Source organism: Spirosoma agri, from assembly GCF_010747415.1.
Classification (GTDB): Bacteria; Bacteroidota; Bacteroidia; order Cytophagales; family Spirosomataceae; genus Spirosoma; species Spirosoma agri.
Map to the genome: position 1 here is coordinate 1,803,937 of NZ_JAAGNZ010000002.1, position 17,010 is coordinate 1,820,946.

13 protein-coding genes are annotated in these 17,010 nt (G+C 49.5%); 7 read left to right on the plus strand and 6 right to left on the minus strand.

What is annotated here, in order from left to right; genetic code table 11:
* Positions 1-75 precede the first annotated feature (75 nt).
* Positions 76-1,452 carry an MFS transporter gene (locus GK091_RS24015; protein WP_164042806.1) on the minus strand — a complete coding sequence of 459 codons (1,377 nt, stop codon included), beginning with the start codon at positions 1,450-1,452 and terminating at the stop codon, positions 76-78.
* A gap of 118 nt (positions 1,453-1,570) precedes the next feature.
* Between GK091_RS24015 and GK091_RS24020 the strand changes: the two genes are divergently transcribed.
* Positions 1,571-3,007 (plus strand): BamA/TamA family outer membrane protein, encoded by a 1,437-nt coding sequence (locus GK091_RS24020; RefSeq protein WP_164042807.1) that lies wholly within the window; start codon positions 1,571-1,573, stop codon positions 3,005-3,007.
* A gap of 381 nt (positions 3,008-3,388) precedes the next feature.
* Here GK091_RS24020 and GK091_RS24030 read toward each other — a convergent pair whose 3' ends face one another.
* Positions 3,389-4,711 carry an MFS transporter gene (locus GK091_RS24030; RefSeq protein ID WP_164042811.1) on the minus strand — a complete coding sequence of 441 codons (1,323 nt, stop codon included), beginning with the start codon at positions 4,709-4,711 and terminating at the stop codon, positions 3,389-3,391.
* A gap of 501 nt (positions 4,712-5,212) precedes the next feature.
* On the opposite strand from GK091_RS24030, the gene GK091_RS24035 reads away from it, so the two are divergent.
* Positions 5,213-6,967 (plus strand): ABC transporter ATP-binding protein, encoded by a 1,755-nt coding sequence (locus GK091_RS24035; RefSeq protein WP_164042815.1) that lies wholly within the window; start codon positions 5,213-5,215, stop codon positions 6,965-6,967.
* Positions 6,951-8,714, plus strand: a complete 1,764-nt coding sequence (locus GK091_RS24040; RefSeq protein ID WP_164042817.1) for an ABC transporter ATP-binding protein — start codon at positions 6,951-6,953, stop codon at positions 8,712-8,714. Before GK091_RS24035 ends, GK091_RS24040 begins: the two co-directional genes overlap by 17 nt.
* A 15-nt stretch (positions 8,715-8,729) precedes the next feature.
* On the opposite strand, the gene GK091_RS24045 is transcribed toward GK091_RS24040, so the two are convergent.
* On the minus strand, positions 8,730-9,662 hold the full coding sequence (locus GK091_RS24045) for a sterol desaturase family protein (protein ID WP_164042831.1): 933 nt from the start codon (positions 9,660-9,662) through the stop codon (positions 8,730-8,732).
* Between the two features lie 229 nt (positions 9,663-9,891).
* Here GK091_RS24045 and GK091_RS24050 point away from each other — a divergent pair, with 229 nt between their 5' ends.
* The gene (locus GK091_RS24050; protein ID WP_164042833.1) at positions 9,892-10,476 is read left to right on the plus strand and encodes a hypothetical protein; all 585 of its coding nucleotides are present in this window, start codon (positions 9,892-9,894) and stop codon (positions 10,474-10,476) included.
* Positions 10,477-10,576: 100 nt separating this feature from the next.
* On the opposite strand, the gene GK091_RS24055 is transcribed toward GK091_RS24050, so the two are convergent.
* The 3 genes from GK091_RS24055 to GK091_RS24065 all read right to left on the minus strand — a co-directional run bounded on the left by GK091_RS24055 (position 10,577) and on the right by GK091_RS24065 (position 13,653).
* Complete coding sequence (locus tag GK091_RS24055; protein WP_164042835.1) at positions 10,577-11,725, minus strand: hypothetical protein; 1,149 nt, start codon at positions 11,723-11,725, stop codon at positions 10,577-10,579.
* Between the two features lie 189 nt (positions 11,726-11,914).
* Entirely contained in the window at positions 11,915-12,985 is a 1,071-nt protein-coding gene (locus GK091_RS24060; RefSeq protein ID WP_164042838.1) for a branched-chain amino acid aminotransferase, read from the minus strand.
* A 116-nt stretch (positions 12,986-13,101) separates the two neighbouring features.
* Positions 13,102-13,653 carry a cob(I)yrinic acid a,c-diamide adenosyltransferase gene (locus GK091_RS24065; RefSeq protein ID WP_164042839.1) on the minus strand — a complete coding sequence of 184 codons (552 nt, stop codon included), beginning with the start codon at positions 13,651-13,653 and terminating at the stop codon, positions 13,102-13,104.
* Between the two features lie 189 nt (positions 13,654-13,842).
* On the opposite strand from GK091_RS24065, the gene GK091_RS24070 reads away from it, so the two are divergent.
* The 3 genes from GK091_RS24070 (at position 13,843) to tyrS (ending at position 16,953) form a co-directional block, all read left to right on the plus strand.
* Positions 13,843-14,352 carry a hypothetical protein gene (locus GK091_RS24070; RefSeq protein WP_164042842.1) on the plus strand — a complete coding sequence of 170 codons (510 nt, stop codon included), beginning with the start codon at positions 13,843-13,845 and terminating at the stop codon, positions 14,350-14,352.
* Positions 14,345-15,577: an S-adenosylmethionine:tRNA ribosyltransferase-isomerase gene (locus GK091_RS24075; protein WP_164042844.1), complete on the plus strand. Its 1,233-nt coding sequence runs from the start codon at positions 14,345-14,347 to the stop codon at positions 15,575-15,577. Before GK091_RS24070 ends, GK091_RS24075 begins: the two co-directional genes overlap by 8 nt.
* A 74-nt stretch (positions 15,578-15,651) precedes the next feature.
* Positions 15,652-16,953 (plus strand): tyrosine--tRNA ligase, encoded by a 1,302-nt coding sequence (tyrS, locus tag GK091_RS24080; RefSeq protein ID WP_164042846.1) that lies wholly within the window; start codon positions 15,652-15,654, stop codon positions 16,951-16,953.
* Positions 16,954-17,010 lie beyond the last annotated feature (57 nt).

The following is a 17,010-nucleotide window of genomic DNA, read 5'->3' on the forward strand; positions in this document are numbered from 1 at the left end:
TTCAGCAGTCATCTGGTTGGAATGGCAAATGTAAAAAACAAAGTAAACCACAGCCTGCGAAAAAGAGCGGCACGGTTAATTTCCGCCCGGATGAACGGGCAGGGCGGCATCTTCGCTCGGCTTATTCTCCTTGACCAGAAAACATGCTCCGGCAGCAAGAATCAGGCAGATACCACACAAAATCAGCGCATTGAGCGGGTCATTGCCGAGTACATTTTTGTACAGGAACGGAATGGTAATCATGTTGATGATCTGGGGAATCACGATAAATCCGTTGAAAATTCCCATGTAAACACCCATTCGCTCTTTCGGCACTGACGACGACAAAAGCACGTACGGCATCGACAGAATCGACCCCCAGGCCAGGCCAACCATAGTCATACCGATCAGAAACGCACTTCGGTCGCTGGAAATCAGCATGGACAGAAAGCCAAGACCACCGATGGTCAGGAAAGTAGCGTGCGTAGCCCGGCGACCGATACGAGCAGCAATGGCGGGCAGAAAGAATGAAATACCAAAACAGCCGACGTTGAACAGGGCAAAGCAGTCGTTACCCACTTCAATCCCTTTTTCGAAACCCGGTGATTCCGGCGTTGGTGCATTGAAGGCATGGCGGGCAATGGCCAGCGACAGATACTGCCACATGAGCGGAAGTCCGTACCAGGTGAAGAACTTGACCCACCAGAGTTGACGCATCGTGGTTGGCATTTCGCGCAGGGCCGTGCCTACTTCGGAGAAGACGTGAAGCAGGCCACCACTTTCGCGCTTCTCACGCTCAAACGCGGCCATATCTTCCGGCGGGTATTCTTTTGTGGTATAAACGGTCCAGAGAACAGCCGCCAACACGGCTACACTACCAACGTAGAAGGAGTATTTGACAAAATCGGGAATGCCATTGGCTCCGGCAGCGACCATCGTTACGCCGAACAGGGGCAGAATACGGGGCATAAGATTTGCCAGTGTCTGTCCGAAACCGACGAAGAAACTCTGGACGGCAAAGCCCAGATCACGTTGTTTGTCGTTCAGCTTATCCCCGATGAATGCCCGGAATGGCTCCATCGATACATTAAGCCCGGCATCGAGCAGCCACATTACGCTGGCGGCCATCCAGAGCGAGGACGAATTGGGCATCAGGACCAACGCAATGCTGGTGATAAGAGCCCCAATGAGAAAGAACGGTTTCCGCCGACCCCACCGCTCCGACCACGTCCGGTCGCTCATGGCCCCGATAATGGGCTGAACCAGCAGGCCCGTCATCGGTCCGGCTAACCACAGGGCCGGGATTGCCGATTCGTCGGCATGCAGATACCGAAATATGGGGCTCATGTTGGCTTGTTGCAGACCGAAACCATATTGAATACCCAGAAAGCCAAAACTCATATTCCAGACTTGCCAGAAACTCAACGAAGGCTTAGTCACGCCAGTGGGTTTCTGAATTTTTTCGGTCTGCATGTACTGTAAATTTTAAGGGTGGCCGTAGCTTTAACGAATGAACAACAATAATACACAGACGTTAGCAGGATACAGAGAAAATATTGGCTTATTTTTCTGAAAAGACGTAATTTCAAGCATGATCCCGAACGCTCGGCTGTCCGTTACTTTGCTGCTTACGGCTTTTTTCTTTTCTTTCCAATTGGCATGGGCGACTACTCCGGCAGACTCTGCACGGTCCGTTATCGTACGTTCCGTTTCGCTTACTGGTAATTTTCGGACGCGTGACCGGATTATTCTGCGAGAGATGACGATGCACGTCGGCGATACGATTCGGTTGAGTGAGCTGCCCGGACGGGTTGAGTGGGATCAACGTAATATCAACAACACCAATCTATTCGTTACGGTAGACGTATCAACGGTACAGGTTACCCCCGATGATTCGACGCAACTGGGCCTGCTTGATCTGACGGTTACCATGAAAGAACGGTGGTATATTATTGCCTATCCCGTATTCGATCTGGCAGACCGAAATTTTAATGAATGGTGGTACGATCGGGGTCGGGACCTTCGTCGGGTCATCTACGGGGGGCGACTCAGCTACAAAAATGTGACCGGCAATAACGACCAGCTCCAGGTCATTTTTGAACGGGGTTTTTCGCAGCGAACGGTTCTGTCATACGCCAAACCCTATATCGACAAAGCGCAGCGAATCGGGCTTCGGGTCGATCTGGCTTACATTACCAATAAAGAGATTCCCTATCGGACGATGGCCGACAAGTGGGTGTACGTGCGCGATGAGCAGGTACTGCGGGAGCGCGCCTATGCGAGTCTGATCCTCACTAACCGGCGGGGGCTCTATCATTACCACGTTCTCGAAGCGCGCTACACCCGGAATACAATTGCCGATACCATCACCCGTCTGAACCCGGATTATTTTCTGGATGGTCGTACCCGTCAGCAATACCTGGGCATGAACTACAGCTACCGCTATGATCGGCGCGACAACGTGTCTTACCCACTTCGGGGAACCGTAATCGGTGGCGTTATCGGAGTGTCGGGAATTCTACCTAACGACAATTTTCGCTACCTTGAACTGGCGGCATCGATGACGCGCTACTGGCCCCTAGGCGGTCGTTTTTATGCGGCTGGTAGCATTCGTGGCCGTTCATCCTGGCCTACCCGTCAGCCCTATTTTAACCTGCGCGGACTGGGCAGTTCGAGTGAAATGGTGCGCGGTTATGAACTGTACGTAATCGATGGACAGCGATCGGCGATCTGGCGGAATAGCGTCCGTTATCAATTGTTCAACACGGTCAAGCAATTAAACTGGTTGCACATCAGACAGTTCAACACAATTCCTATTGCCGCGTACATCACCGCTTTTGCTGATGCGGGTTACGTGAGCAGCACGGTAGCCGAACAATACCAGAGCAAACTGGCCAATCGCCTGCTTCTGGGAACGGGTATGAGCCTGGATGTGGTGACGTATTACAACTTCGTCGTGCGGTTCAGCGGGTCAATTAACCGGCAAGGAAAGGCGGGTTTCTACTTTAATCTGGCGCAGGAATTTTAGCTCAGGCCGCCTGTTTCGTGTCTGAAATGGGCACCAATCGGTAAAATTCCATAGGTTGACTGGGACTGTACAACCCATCAGCGTCATACGTCAAGGGGCTTTTCATTTTGCTGCCAAATAGTATGCGTGAAAATGAGGAGGGTTATGGTCGCGCGGATAGATATAAATCCGAGTGCCGTCAAACGGGCTGAACATAGGCCAAAATAGATGCATTTGTTCTGCCGAATAAATGATATCAGCGCAATTGGCTATATATAATGGATGGGTCATTTCAACTAGTTTCAGGGCTAATACGTCAATACAAGAGGGCCGACATTTGCGCAAATGTCGGCCCTCTTGTATTGACGTATTAGCCCTGAAACCGGGCACCGAATGTTGATTTTACGAAACCGTTACTGATTCGGGTGATTTTGTTGGCTCATCGTCGAGGTTGACCATTTCCATACGCGGTGTGAAGAAGTGCATGATGGCCCAGGCAACCAGATACGCAAAGCCGCAGATGATAAAGATCAGGTTGTAGCCACCGTTTATATCGCCAGCCGTTTTATACGTATCCAGTAACCAGCCGACAAGGAGTGGGAACAGAATGCCGCCAACTGAGCCAGCCATACCACCGATACCGATCACCGAACTCAGTGCTTTCTTTGGGAAAACGTCCGATGCCGTGGTGTAAATGTTCGCGCTCCACGCCTGGTGTGCAGCTGCGGCCAGACTGATCAAGGCTACGGCCTGCCAGATATCCGTGGCGTAACGGGCCGCCATGATGGGTACTACTGCTACGGCAAATAAGAACATCGCTGTTTTGCGCGCTCTGAACACGCCCCAACCGCGCCGGATCAGGTACGACGAGAGATATCCACCGCCGATACTGCCGATTGTGGTAGCCGTATAGACGATCACGAGCGGTAAACTTGGTTTTTTAAGATCGAGATTGAACGTGGTTGAGAAATAAGAAGGAAGCCAGAACAGGAAGAACCACCAGATAGGATCGGTCAGCATTTTTCCGAAGACAAAGGCCCAGGTCTGCCGGATACCGAACAATTTACCCCATTGAACGGGCTTGGCATTGGCTGACTCTACTTCGTTATCGCTATGGATGTAAACCAGTTCGGCCTGCGTTACCCGTTTCTGGCGGGACGGTATTTCGTAATAGTAGATCCAGAACCCAAGCCAGATGAAACCGATTGCTCCGGTAATGATAAAAGCTTCCTCCCAGCCATAAACGCCCAGAATCCACGGAACCATAACTGGCGCAACGACGGCACCAATGTTCGCGCCCGAGTTGAAAATACCCGTAGCAAATGCCCGCTCTTTCTTGGGAAACCACTCGGCCACGGCTTTGATAGCCGCCGGAAAGTTGCCGGATTCACCCAGTCCCAAAGCGGCCCGCGCAACGCCAAACCCGAAGGTACTGGTCGCGAAGGCATGAGCGATAGCCGCGAAACTCCAGGCGATCAGTGAAATGGTGTACCCCAGTTTGGTGCCAATACGATCAATGACCCGGCCAAAAAGCAGTAGACCAACGGCGTACGCAGCGGCAAAAGCCATCACAATTCGGCTGTAGTCTGTTTCCGTCCAGCTAAATTCCTTTTCAAGCGAAGGCTTGAGCAGACCGATCACTTGCCGGTCGAGATAGTTGATTGTAGTGGCGAAGAAAAGGAGCGTAACAACCGTCCATCGAAAGTTTCCGGGCTTATTTTCCATTAGTTATTTTAAATGAATCGATTAATGAAAGACATGTCGTCAGTCACGGTGAATGTAAGGTTAGTTGAACGTCCTTGAGCGGACAGCACTGTCGTGGTCATTAGTACAGTCGCTGCTTGTCTGCCAGACGCATTGGTATGCTACTGCTAAATAAAGCCATTGTGAGAAAGAACCTACTTTCAGCGCTGCGTAATTATGGCGGCCAGTAAGCTCACTAATTCGTTTGCATACTACAGGTATACAGGTCAGGGGGACTATCATTTCCTGGTTTTCAGGCTTATTTACGCCCATTGGTAACTGACCGGAAGCTGAAAGCGGATACACCTATTTTTTGACGAAAACGCGGTTCATCGCTGTATCTAGATGGCGGAAACGGGCTGATTTATCCGGTCTAGTGCTGAGAAAACGACTTCGGATACCCCAACAATTCGTTTATCTGGCTACCTTTGGTTTGTTCTTTTATCGTAGCGTCAGTCTCTTCCTTTCGGCTATTTACCCTCTATGGACAAAGGTATACCACAACAGGAGGCCCCCAAAAAGTCATCGTTTCCTTTGTTGAGCCTTCTCGGACCCTATTCCAGAATGGTTATGTTGCTGATCGTATTTGCGCTCATCAGCAATGGCGTGAACCTGATTCTTCCGATGATTATTTCGCATGGTATCGATGATTATACCGCCGGGAAATTTGTGCTGAAGCAGGTCGTTACCCAGTTTCTGAGTGCTGCGCTGTTCATTTTTATTTTCTCTTACCTGCAAAGTATCATTCAGACGTATGCTTCTGAGCGGGTCGCTCGGGATCTGCGCACAAAACTAGCGGCCAAAATCTCACGCCAGAGCTTTTCGTATATCCAGCAGGCCAACCCATCGCGGTTACTCACCAACCTGACCTCCGATATTGATTCAGTCAAGACCTTTGTTTCGCAGGCGGTGGTGTCGATCGTGTCTTCGCTGTGTATTATTATTGGTGCCAGTATTCTGCTACTCAGCATCAACTGGAAACTGGGCCTCACCGTCATGGCAATTATTCCCATCGTCGGCGTAACGTTCTACCTGTTGATGCGCCAGGTGAGAACATTGTTTATGCGGAGCCGGGGTGTTGTCGATTGGCTCAACAAAGTCATTAACGAGAGTGTACTAGGCTCGGCACTGATTCGGGTGCTTAACGCGCAACAACTCGAATACGATAAATTTCTGGCTGCCAATATCGATGCCAAAGACATTGGCTTAGCCATTTTGCGCCTGTTCGCGGCCTTGATTCCCATCATCAGCTTCACCGCTAACATGGCTGCGTTAAGCATTCTGGTGCTGGGCGGGCATTTTGTCATCACCGGTAGCATGTCGCTGGGCGATTTTGCCGCCTTCAATAGTTATCTGGCGTTGCTGGTTTTCCCGATCATTATCATTGGATTTATGAGCAACGTCATTGCGCAGGCATCGGCCTCGTTCGAGCGGGTCAATCAGGTGTTACTGGCTCCCGAAACGGTTAAAACCGGCACCACCGACCTGGCCCTGACGGGTGAGATCAATGTACGGAATGTATCGATTTATTACGAAGGTAAACCGGCACTGAAGGATATCTCATTCGCCGTGAAAGCCGGTACGCGAACTGCTATCGTCGGCCCGACGGCTGCTGGAAAGAGTCAACTCCTCTATCTGCTGACCGGGCTGATCAATGCGTCGGAAGGGAGCGTCGACTACGATGGCCGACCAATCGACAGCTACGACGAAGAGACGTTTCACCGGCAGGTGGGTTTCGTGTTTCAGGATAGCATTATTTTCAACATGAGCCTGCGGGAGAACATTGCGTTTACTGACACGGTGACCGACGAATCGCTGAACAAAGCCATCGATACCGCCGAACTGCGGGGCTTTATCGAGGCATTGCCCGAACAATTACAAACCATCGTTTCTGAGCGGGGGTCGAGCCTGTCGGGTGGGCAAAAGCAGCGGATCATGCTGGCCCGCGCGCTGGCGATCAACCCCCGGATATTACTTCTGGATGATTTTACCGCCCGTGTCGATACCAATACCGAACAGAAAATTGTCCGGAACATTCAGGCGAATTATCCCGGTCTGACCCTGATCTCTGTAACGCAGAAGATCGCTTCGGTGGAAGAGTACGAGCAAATCATGCTGCTGATGGACGGCGAACTTATTGCCAAAGGCACCCACGCCGAATTGATGAGCACTAGCCCCGAATACATTCAGATTTACCAGTCGCAACGCAGTACCAGTCAGTATGAACTACGATCTTAATCAGTTTGCCGGGCAGGAAGACGAAAAAAACGCGACTTTCAAAGCACTTCGGAAACTGCTGACGCTCATCAAGGATGAACACCGAACGCTGATGCTGGCGTTTCTGGCCATTCTTGTCTACGCCGGACTTGTTCTACTCGGTCCCATCCTCATCGGGCGGACGGTTGATCAGTACATCCAAACCAAACAGTTCGACGGGGTTTTACGGAATGCCGGGATTCTGCTCGTGATCTACCTATTCGCCTTCGGGACGGGGTACGCGCAAACGCGGTTGATGGGTGGAGTAGGACAACGGACGCTATTTAAACTTCGTGGTGCCGTATTCAGTAAACTTCAGGAGCTACCCGTTGCCTTTTTCAACCAGAACAAAGCGGGCGATCTTATTTCGCGGGTCAACAACGATACCGATAAACTGAACCTGTTCTTCTCGCAGGCACTGATGCAGTTTGTGAGCAGTCTCTTCTTTATTACGGGTTCCAGCCTGTTTCTATTGTCCATAAATCTGCCCCTCGGAGCCGCAGCACTGGTCCCTGCGCTGTTGCTGCTGGTTTTTACACAGGCAACGTCGGCGTGGGTGAAACGAAAAAACGCGCTCAATCTGAGGAGCACGGGCGATATGAGCGCCGAAATTCAGGAGAGCCTGACCAATTTTAAAGCCATTATTGCCTTCAACCGGCGCGATTATTTCAGGAAACGGTTTGACGAGGCCAACCAGGATAACTACAAAACCGCCGTTGGCGCCGGGTTGGCGAACAACGTCTATTTGCCCGTCTACGGCATTTCGGCAAACCTTGGCCAGCTTGTCATTCTCACGTTTGGCATCTACCTGATCGCCACGGATCGCTTCACGATTGGGCTGCTGGTTAGCTTTATGAGCTACGTGACCAACCTGTATAATAACCTCCGGCAACTTGCTACGTTATGGTCAAGCTTCCAGGTGGCTTTGGCCGGGTGGGACCGCATTGCGCATTTACTGGCCCTTCAATCGAATCTGAAAACGATCGATATGCCAGTCCCGGTAGCCAGCACGTCGCTGCTATCGTTTCAACAGGTGTCGTTTGGGTATCCCAACGGGCAGGAGGTACTTCACGATATTACGTTCGATCTTGAGCGGGGGAAAACCTACGCGCTGGTTGGGCCTACCGGTGGCGGAAAAACAACAACGGCATCGCTGATTGCCCGATTGTACGACCCAACCAGCGGTACTATTGTGCTGGATGGGAAAGATATACGGTCGTATGAGGCTAGTGAGCGAACGCAGAAAGTTGGGTTCATTTTGCAGGAGCCGTTTCTGTTTACGGGCACGGTGCGGGACAATATTCTGTACAGCAACGAGCAGTATGCCGGCTTTTCCAATGAGCAACTGGCCGACGTTATCCATGACGCCAATCTGGACGAACTGCTGGCGCGTTTTGACGATGGGCTGGACACGAATGTGCAGACGAGTGGCGACGCCATTAGTCTGGGACAGAAACAGCTGATTGCCTTTATGCGGGCCGTATTGCGCAACCCCGATCTCCTCATCCTCGACGAAGCCACGGCCAATATCGATACAATTACGGAGAAGCTTTTAGACGATATTTTGCGGAAACTGCCCGAAAAGACAACCCGCATCATCATTGCTCACCGGCTGAACACAATCGAGAGCGCAGACGAAATATTCTTCATCAACGCCGGTCAGGTAACCAAAGCCGGGTCGCTCAACGACGCGGTCGATATGCTTCTCCACAGAAAACGAGTCAGTTAATCGCTGACAGTTTAATCAAACGCCCACTCGCTCGTCAGCAGTTTCCTGAACCGACATCCGTTTCTTCTCTTCCGCGATCTTGATCGGACTGCCGAAAATGTAGAACAGCTTCTGACGCAGCCCTTTGGCGTTTCGGGCGTCGGCAACCATGTCGGACAGTTCGTGAAAATTGATGAAAAAGGGGTTAGCTTTATTGGGGATGTTGGTCGTGATGCCGTAAATAACCGGCTCGTCTTCGGGCTCAAACGTGCCAAAAATCCGGTCCCAGAAAATGAACGTCGCGCCAAAATTCTTGTCGATGTATTGTTCCTGCGAACCATGATGAACCCGGTGGTTTGACGGCGTAGCGAAAATGTATTCAAACCAGGCGGGTAGTCGACGGATGTATTCGGTGTGCACCCAGAACTGGAACAGAACGCCAAGTTGATTCGTCACGAAGAAAATGATCGGGTGGAATCCCATGAACGCTACCGGCAGGAAGAAAACGATCTTCAAGTGCTGAATCCAGCTCAGGCGATAGGAAACCGTCAGGTTGTAATGTTCACTGGAGTGGTGTACTACGTGCGTTGCCCACCAGAAGCGTTGCTCGTGCGAAACCCGGTGTGCCCAGTAGCTGAAAAAATCGTAGATGACGTAACAGGGGATAAGCGTCCACCATTGTAGCTCCATCCGCCAGGGCAATAGATTGTAGATCCAGATGCACAGATAGAGTAAACCAAGTTTGATCGCGGCACTAACGACCAGGTTGCCAAGACCGACAAGAATTGAGCCGATTGTCTCTTTCTTCTCGTAAAAATCGTGTTCCTGATAGTAGGCAACCGCCATTTCAATAGCCGTAAAGAACAGCATAACCGGCACTGCCCACAGTATTATGTTAGGAATGTTTTTTTCAATAGTGTGAATGCTGTCAAACGGAATTTTATCTGCACCAAACAAGGAAAAAGGCATAACGAATAAATAGTTGTGACAAAAAAACGTACGCTAGTATCAACTTATTCTGTCTATTTGAGTTCCCTAAGCTATTCATAAGATTGGATAAATCTCAGATAAAGTTTATAAAATGATGTTTGCGTAGAAGGGACTGAATGCCGATAATTTGCCTTTGTCCGGTTATTTCGGCAATCCATACCAATGCGTTAACTTTGCCGCGATACTCTTTCGAATCGATCATTAGCACATGCGTACTTACGTTTTTATTGCCATTACCGTTGCGTTGACAGTCGTTCTTCAGGCTTGCGGAAGTAAGCAGAAAACCGACGATCAAACAACCAGTTCAACCGCAGAAACGGCATCGGTTACCGAAACCGCTCCGAACACACCGGTCACCGGACGGCTGGCCGATCTGGGGCTCACCGCCGATAGCCACTGGCGCGGAATCAATCTTGGCGATGCGTTCAGCAGCGTAAAAACCACCGAAAAAGGGGAACCGTTTGAGAGTGATGCCAAACACATTGGCTATACGGTCGAATTCAAAAATCTTGAAACCGCTGATATTCTGTACTACCAGACAAATCAGAACGTATCGGCGATCGATGTCGATCTGTTTTTAAACACGCGTCAATCGGTGGATGCGTACCAAAAGGAACTGACGCCTTACTTCACCGCTCGCTATGGGGCATCGAAACCAGCCAGTGGCGGCAACATCTGGACTGGGCCAAAAGGGGAGACCATCACGATGAAAGACGTTTCAAAGGGCAAAGATTTCGGGTTGAAAATCAAAATTGCTCCCGCTGGTGGTGCCGTAACCGCTTCGGCTAAGTAGGAGCAAGCTACTGGATAATCGGGTAGTGATACATCGAAAAGCCCCAACCAACTGGTCGGGGCTTTCTTGTGGTTGGCTGACTGGTTCTGATGAGTGGTCTCTATCGATAATATCCCCAAACCTCTTTGGCCGTAATCGTCTGTTTCGACACGACGTAAGGGACAACAAATTCTGCTAAGACAATACGATTGCCCATTCGTTCGTCGGGTAACTGGTTGATAGGGACATGAGTCCCGGCTTTTTCCAGGGAATTGGTGTAGGTAAAGGCAACGGGTAATACGTACGTTCCTTTGTAAGCTGGATCTAAAACCGGAAGCTTATCCAGTGCTTTCAGTACGCCCTGGGCCAGCCCAAATCCCGCATTATTTGGGCTGAGTAAAGCTACATTTTTGACTTTACCCAGCGAGTCGATGTCAAAGCCAGCGTATACGCGTCCGTAAACTCCCTGGCTTCCGGCCCAGTTCGGGTAGATAATCTTGTCCTGAAGAGACTGAATAAATAAAGGGTTGTGATTCAATGGGTATGTGCCGGATCGGGCAATAACCATCAGGCTATCGTAAGCATTGATCACATGGATGATATCGAGCGTCGTCAGTGCTTTGTCGGGAATTCTATTGGCAAGTTGTTGCGCTTGTTCGCGAAAGATTTCCAAGAGTGACTTTTTCGTTAGGCTAATGAGTTCAGGGCGGGCATCACCTTTTCGGATGTAGTACGTTGTCTTCGTTCGGTAGATGCCCTCAACGTTTAAATCTCTATTGTAGGTATTATTGACTGCCTCCGAGCTATTCAGATTTGCTAGTCGCTTCGTTACACATGTCAGTAACTGCGTGGGGCCATTGTGTATCGTGGTAACATACAGGTGATGGTCTACGCCAAGCGACTTATCGTTCTGCCTGATATACTCGGTGTCATTTATTTTGAATAGGTCGGGTGTAATGATTTTAACCGCCGAAGTCTCATCGAACCGGAAGAGTACTTCATTTGTGACAAGGTTGTAGGCTAATTGGCAAGGGATTTCTTTCCCCGATCTATCAATTTGAATTGTACCCGGTTGCCAGACAGGATAGTTCAGGAAAGGGCTACCCAAATAGGTAATCTTATTGTAAGACGTTGCATTGATCTTCCCCGGACCATACACATCGACGGTTGTGAGTAGTTGGCCTTTTTCGTTCTGGGAAACTGTAAACTGACTATAGGCTTCGGGAACAGAAAGGCACAGTGCCGATACAAATAGAGCTAGTCTAATCATACAGAAGAGTCGCAGACAGTTTTTATGAAAAGTATCCTCAAGTAGACAATTATAGTTGTAAAAGCATAAAATATAGTCAATTAATTATAAAAATTGGTATTGGCTACTTTCTGATCGCTGGACAATACTATAAAAAACGAAAAGCCCCAACCAATTGGTCGGGGCTTTTCAATGCATCATAACAGTCAGTTATACCGTATGCATCCAGCCGAACGTATCGTCGATTTTACCTGTGCGCAAGTCGGACAGGTAGTTTCTGATCCGGGCAGCGAACGAATCTTCCGGAGAAAATTCGGGTAGCATGTAGTCCTTTCCGTTGTACCCAATGAGCGAATAGGGCGACGAGCCAACAGCTGTTCCAGCGCCAAACGCTTCGGTCAACCGACCCGTTTCGATACCGTTGATAACTTCTTCAATGGAGACCAACCGCTCTTCAACCTCCATCCCCCAACTCCGGGCGATCTGCAAAATCGAATCGCGGGTGACACCTTTCAGGATCGAATCAGACGTAGCCGGAGTCACTAATTTACCGTCGATGACGAACATAATGTTCATCGTGCCCGATTCCTCAATGTATTTGTGCTCGCGGGCATCGGTCCAGATCAACTGATCATAGCCCTGCTGCTGGGCCAGTAACGTTGGATACATTGAACCTGCGTAATTGCCCGCACACTTGGCATAGCCTACACCACCCGGAGCCGAGCGGATGTATTCCGTTTCTACTTTCAGTTTCGGCGGATTCGAGTAATAAGCCCCTACCGGACAGGTGAAAATACAGAACCGATAGGTTTTCGACGGCGCTACACCCAGGTAGGTGTCCGTTGCGAACATATACGGACGAACATAAAGCGAGCTTTCAGGTGCGGTCGGAACCCAATCCGCATCGACGCGTAGCAGCGCTTCCAGACCACCCATGAATACGTCTTCGGTCAACGTGGCCATGCACATACGCCGGGCCGACTCGTTCATCCGCTCGAAATTCATAAAAGGCCGGAAGAGCATCACCTCACCTGATTCATTTTTGAAGGCTTTCATTCCTTCAAAAATAGACTGACCGTAATGGAGCGACGATAGAGCCGGACTTAGCGTAAAGTTGTCGAAGGGCACGATCATCTGATTCTGCCATTGACCGTCAATAAAATCGGCCACAAACATGTGATCCGAGAAATGTTTTCCGAAAGGCAGATGATTAAAATCTACCTCCTGAATCCGGGAGCGCTCCGCTTTCCGTAATTCAATTTGTAAGACGTCCGTCGTCATAATCAGGGTATTGGTTAATGAGTTAGGTGGGTTAGGAACCACCTGCAGCAAATCTAAAAAAATAGATTGAGTTAATTTAGTTGTCAAGACAACTTTTTTTGAGGGTCGCAAAACGACTATGTCCTTGGTTTCCAGGCTACTTCTTCAACCTCCGCTTCCAGTGCTATTTTGCGACTTAGCACAAACAGGTAGTCAGATAAGCGGTTGATGTATTGTATTACCAAATCATCTACCGGCGATTCGTCAGTTAGCGCAACAATCAATCGTTCAGCTCTGCGGCAAACCGTTCGGGCAAGGTGGCAAAACGATACTGATTCGTGGCCTCCTGGCAGCACAAACGCTCGAAGTTCCGGTAGTTCAGCATCCATAGCATCCATTTCGTTTTCGAGCACCAGCACATCATCCGGAACAATAGCGGGCATTGATCGTGTCGGAGCCTTGCCCGGATCGGTCGCCAGTTCGGCCCCAATCGTAAATAGCCGATCCTGGATTTCTTTCAATAGTTCTTTCCGGCCACTGTTAACCGCCTGATCGCGTACCAGACCAACCCAGGCATTTAGTTCATCAACGGTTCCGTAGGCATCAATGCGCAGATCAGCTTTGCTCACCCGTCGCCCACCAATCAGGGCTGTTTGCCCCTTGTCGCCCGTTTTCGTGTAAATTTTCATACAATCTCCAAACCAATAGTTGCAACAAATGGCTAAGCTAACGGAATTCCACCATTCGGGCCGTACCTTTGCGGCCTGATTTGAAAAAGTCTGTAGCAAATTCATAAAGTGATCGACCGCAGGTATTGTTTCCGCGTCATCGTGCTGACTTAGTCCTGGTCCTGTTCGTTCACTCTTTTACTCATTTACATGAAAGCAGGTACTTTTTTTGTGCGCACCTGGCGTATACTGTCCATTCTGGGCTTTTTGTTCGCTCTTTTTAACAGCTATATTTCGTATCCAGGCGAAGTTGTCGTTCGTTTCGATGAACAGAACCAGCCGATTCAGATGATTGATCGCGAGGTGATTTTCTATATCGCCGTTGCCATTTTCCTGATCAACATTACGATGATGAAAGCGATTTCCCGACTGTTTCTACGGCTGCCGTCGGCCAGTATTCCAGTTCCGAATCAAGCCGTTTGGGCTGCGCATCGTTCGCAATTGAACGATATTTTCACCAATTGGTTCTATGCGCTAACGGCAGCCATCAATACGGTCTTAGCACTTGGATTGATCGCTTTGTCGTTGTTGAACCGCTCTGATCGGGGCATCAACACGTATGACTATGCCTGGTTGCTTCCACTTAGTGCGATTATGCTGATTGGTGTAATAATAGCTTTGCCAATTCGCTTGTTCATGAAACCCAGCGACAATGACTGAACAAAAGGAATTAGTATTGAGTCAGTTTCAATACCATTTGCCCGACGAGCGAATTGCCCGGTTTCCATTACCCCAGCGCGACGCGTCTAAGCTGCTCGTTTATCGCGGAGGTCAGATCAATCATGAGCCGTTTTCGGGTTTGCCTGATCAATTGCCAGCTGGCAGTTTCCTGGTTTTTAATAACACGAAAGTCATTCCGGCCCGGCTGCATTTCACGAAAACCACCGGTGCTGTCATCGAGATTTTTCTACTGAGCCCATTTCTGAAGACGGGTGCATCGGGCGAGCTGCAACCCATCAGTCTGGCTATGGAAGCGACCGGTGAGGCCATCTGGCAGGGAATGATTGGGAATCGAAAGCGATGGCGAGCTTCTGAAACGCTGGAAACAACGCTATCAACACCGCATGGAAACGTTTTGCTGACGGCCAGTTGGTATGATTATGACCAGTCAGTAGTTCGATTACAATGGCAGCCCGCCGAATTGACATTTGCGCAGATCATCCAGTATGCGGGTGAAATTCCCTTGCCCCCTTATTTGAAACGTGATGCTACCGAGGCTGATCGGGAAACCTATCAGACCGTCTATTCAAAGCAGGAGGGGGCCGTAGCTGCTCCAACCGCTGGATTGCATTTTACGGAGGCTATATTCAATGAGTTAACCAAACGCGGCATCGAGCACGACTATCTGACCTTACATGTGGGTGCCGGAACCTTCCAGCCAATTAAGGAAGAGAATATCCGGCAGCACCATATGCACACAGAGCAGGTGGTATACACCAAAGCCAACCTGTACAGTCTGTTGAGTCATCTCAAGTCAATCATTGCCGTCGGGACGACATCCATGCGCGCGCTGGAAAGTTTATATTGGATGGGAGCAAAGTTGTTGCAAAATGATCCGGAGCCGTTTCAGCTCGATCAGCATTATGCCTACCAGCTTCCGCACGCTCAGCAACCATCGGTTGAGGAATCCGTCCGGGCCATCCTGACTTATATGATCGATACAAAACAGGAATCAATCGTTGCGCATACGGGTATCTATATAACGCCCGGTTATCGGTTCCGGCTCTGTCAAGGAATCATCACAAATTTTCACCAGCCTGGCTCAACGCTGATTCTGCTCATAGCAGCGCTGGTCGGTGAGGAATGGAAACATATATATAAGGAAGCACTCGAAAACGATTATCGCTTCCTGAGTTACGGTGATTCATCGCTACTACTACCATAAACCATTAATTTGCAATAGTCAAAAAGTGAACGAGCGCGTATAGGCTGCTCTTCGCTCATTTACCCTCTATTTGTATGAATTTTATCGAAGAACTCCGCTGGCGGGGTATGTTAAATGACATGACCCCCGGTACCGAAGAACAACTGCTGAAAGAAATGACAGCAGGGTATATCGGTTTTGATCCCACTGCTGCGTCACTTCATATTGGTAACCTGGCCACAGTCATGCTGTTGGTACACCTTCAGCGAAGTGGTCATAAACCCTTTGCGCTGGTAGGAGGGGCAACGGGAATGATCGGTGACCCATCGGGGAAGGCGGCCGAACGGGAATTTTTGTCCGAAGAGACACTGCGCAAGAACCAGGAAGGTATACGGCAGCAACTGACCAAATTCCTGGACTTCGATTGTGGGGTCAATTCAGCCGAAATGGTCAATAACTACGACTGGTTCAAAGAGATCTCCTTCCTGGGTTTTCTGCGCGAAGCAGGAAAGCATATTACCGTCAATTATATGATGGCTAAGGATTCGGTTAAGAAGCGGCTCGAAACCGGCATATCCTTTACCGAATTCTCGTACCAGCTCTTACAGGGATACGATTTTTACTGGTTATACAAGAATAAGAACGTCCGCCTACAGATGGGCGGTTCTGACCAATGGGGTAATATTACTACCGGAACCGAGCTGATTCGTAGAAAAGAGAGTAATAGCACAGAGCAGACGGACGAGCATTTGGCTTACGCGCTGACAACACCGTTGGTCACAAAAGCAGATGGCACCAAATTCGGGAAATCTGAAAGCGGCAATGTCTGGCTTGATCCATTGCTGACATCGCCCTACCAGTTCTACCAATTTTGGCTTAACACAACGGATGCCGATTGTCCGCGTCTAATTCGTGTATTTACGCTGTTGCCGCGCGAAGAAATCGAAGCATTGGAGCAAGAACACGCCGAAGCACCACATCTGCGAATACTACAGAAAGCGATTGCCAAAGAAGTGACAATCCGTATCCACTCACAGGCGGGATATGATCTGGCCGTGAAAGCATCAGATGTATTGTTTGGGAAAGCCACGCTTGACACGCTACGATCGATTCAGGTCGACGAGTTCGATGTTATTTTCGAAGGAGTACCACAAACCGAGATAACAACTGAGGAATTGGCCAATAGTAAAGATATTACTGACTTACTATCTATCGCCAGCAAAGGCGAAGTATATGCATCAAAAGGGGAAGCCCGGAGGGCAATCACACAAAATGCAGTCAGTATCAACAAAACTAAGGTATCTGATCCAGCCTCTTCGGTCGACCTTGAATGGCTTCAAGACCGGTATATACTGGTCTCAAAGGGTAAGAAGAACCATCTGTTGAAAAAAGTTTAAACTTTTTTCAATGTGTAAGTGGTTGAAGGTTGGCGAGTTACCGACTCGTGGGCGGGG

Excerpts from the sequence above, each read along its gene's own strand:
- GK091_RS24050 (WP_164042833.1), top strand. The coding sequence starts at position 9,892 with ATGCGTACTTACGTTTTTATTGCCATTACCGTTGCGTTGACAGTCGTT.
- GK091_RS24065 (WP_164042839.1), bottom strand. The coding sequence starts at position 13,653 with ATGAAAATTTACACGAAAACGGGCGACAAGGGGCAAACAGCCCTGATT.
- GK091_RS24020 (WP_164042807.1), top strand. The coding sequence starts at position 1,571 with ATGATCCCGAACGCTCGGCTGTCCGTTACTTTGCTGCTTACGGCTTTT.
- GK091_RS24040 (WP_164042817.1), top strand. The coding sequence starts at position 6,951 with ATGAACTACGATCTTAATCAGTTTGCCGGGCAGGAAGACGAAAAAAAC.
- GK091_RS24060 (WP_164042838.1), bottom strand. The coding sequence starts at position 12,985 with ATGACGACGGACGTCTTACAAATTGAATTACGGAAAGCGGAGCGCTCC.
- GK091_RS24075 (WP_164042844.1), top strand. The coding sequence starts at position 14,345 with ATGACTGAACAAAAGGAATTAGTATTGAGTCAGTTTCAATACCATTTG.
- GK091_RS24035 (WP_164042815.1), top strand. The coding sequence starts at position 5,213 with ATGGACAAAGGTATACCACAACAGGAGGCCCCCAAAAAGTCATCGTTT.
- GK091_RS24070 (WP_164042842.1), top strand. The coding sequence starts at position 13,843 with ATGAAAGCAGGTACTTTTTTTGTGCGCACCTGGCGTATACTGTCCATT.
- GK091_RS24030 (WP_164042811.1), bottom strand. The coding sequence starts at position 4,711 with ATGGAAAATAAGCCCGGAAACTTTCGATGGACGGTTGTTACGCTCCTT.
- GK091_RS24055 (WP_164042835.1), bottom strand. The coding sequence starts at position 11,725 with ATGATTAGACTAGCTCTATTTGTATCGGCACTGTGCCTTTCTGTTCCC.
- GK091_RS24045 (WP_164042831.1), bottom strand. The coding sequence starts at position 9,662 with ATGCCTTTTTCCTTGTTTGGTGCAGATAAAATTCCGTTTGACAGCATT.
- GK091_RS24015 (WP_164042806.1), bottom strand. The coding sequence starts at position 1,452 with ATGCAGACCGAAAAAATTCAGAAACCCACTGGCGTGACTAAGCCTTCG.
- tyrS (WP_164042846.1), top strand. The coding sequence starts at position 15,652 with ATGAATTTTATCGAAGAACTCCGCTGGCGGGGTATGTTAAATGACATG.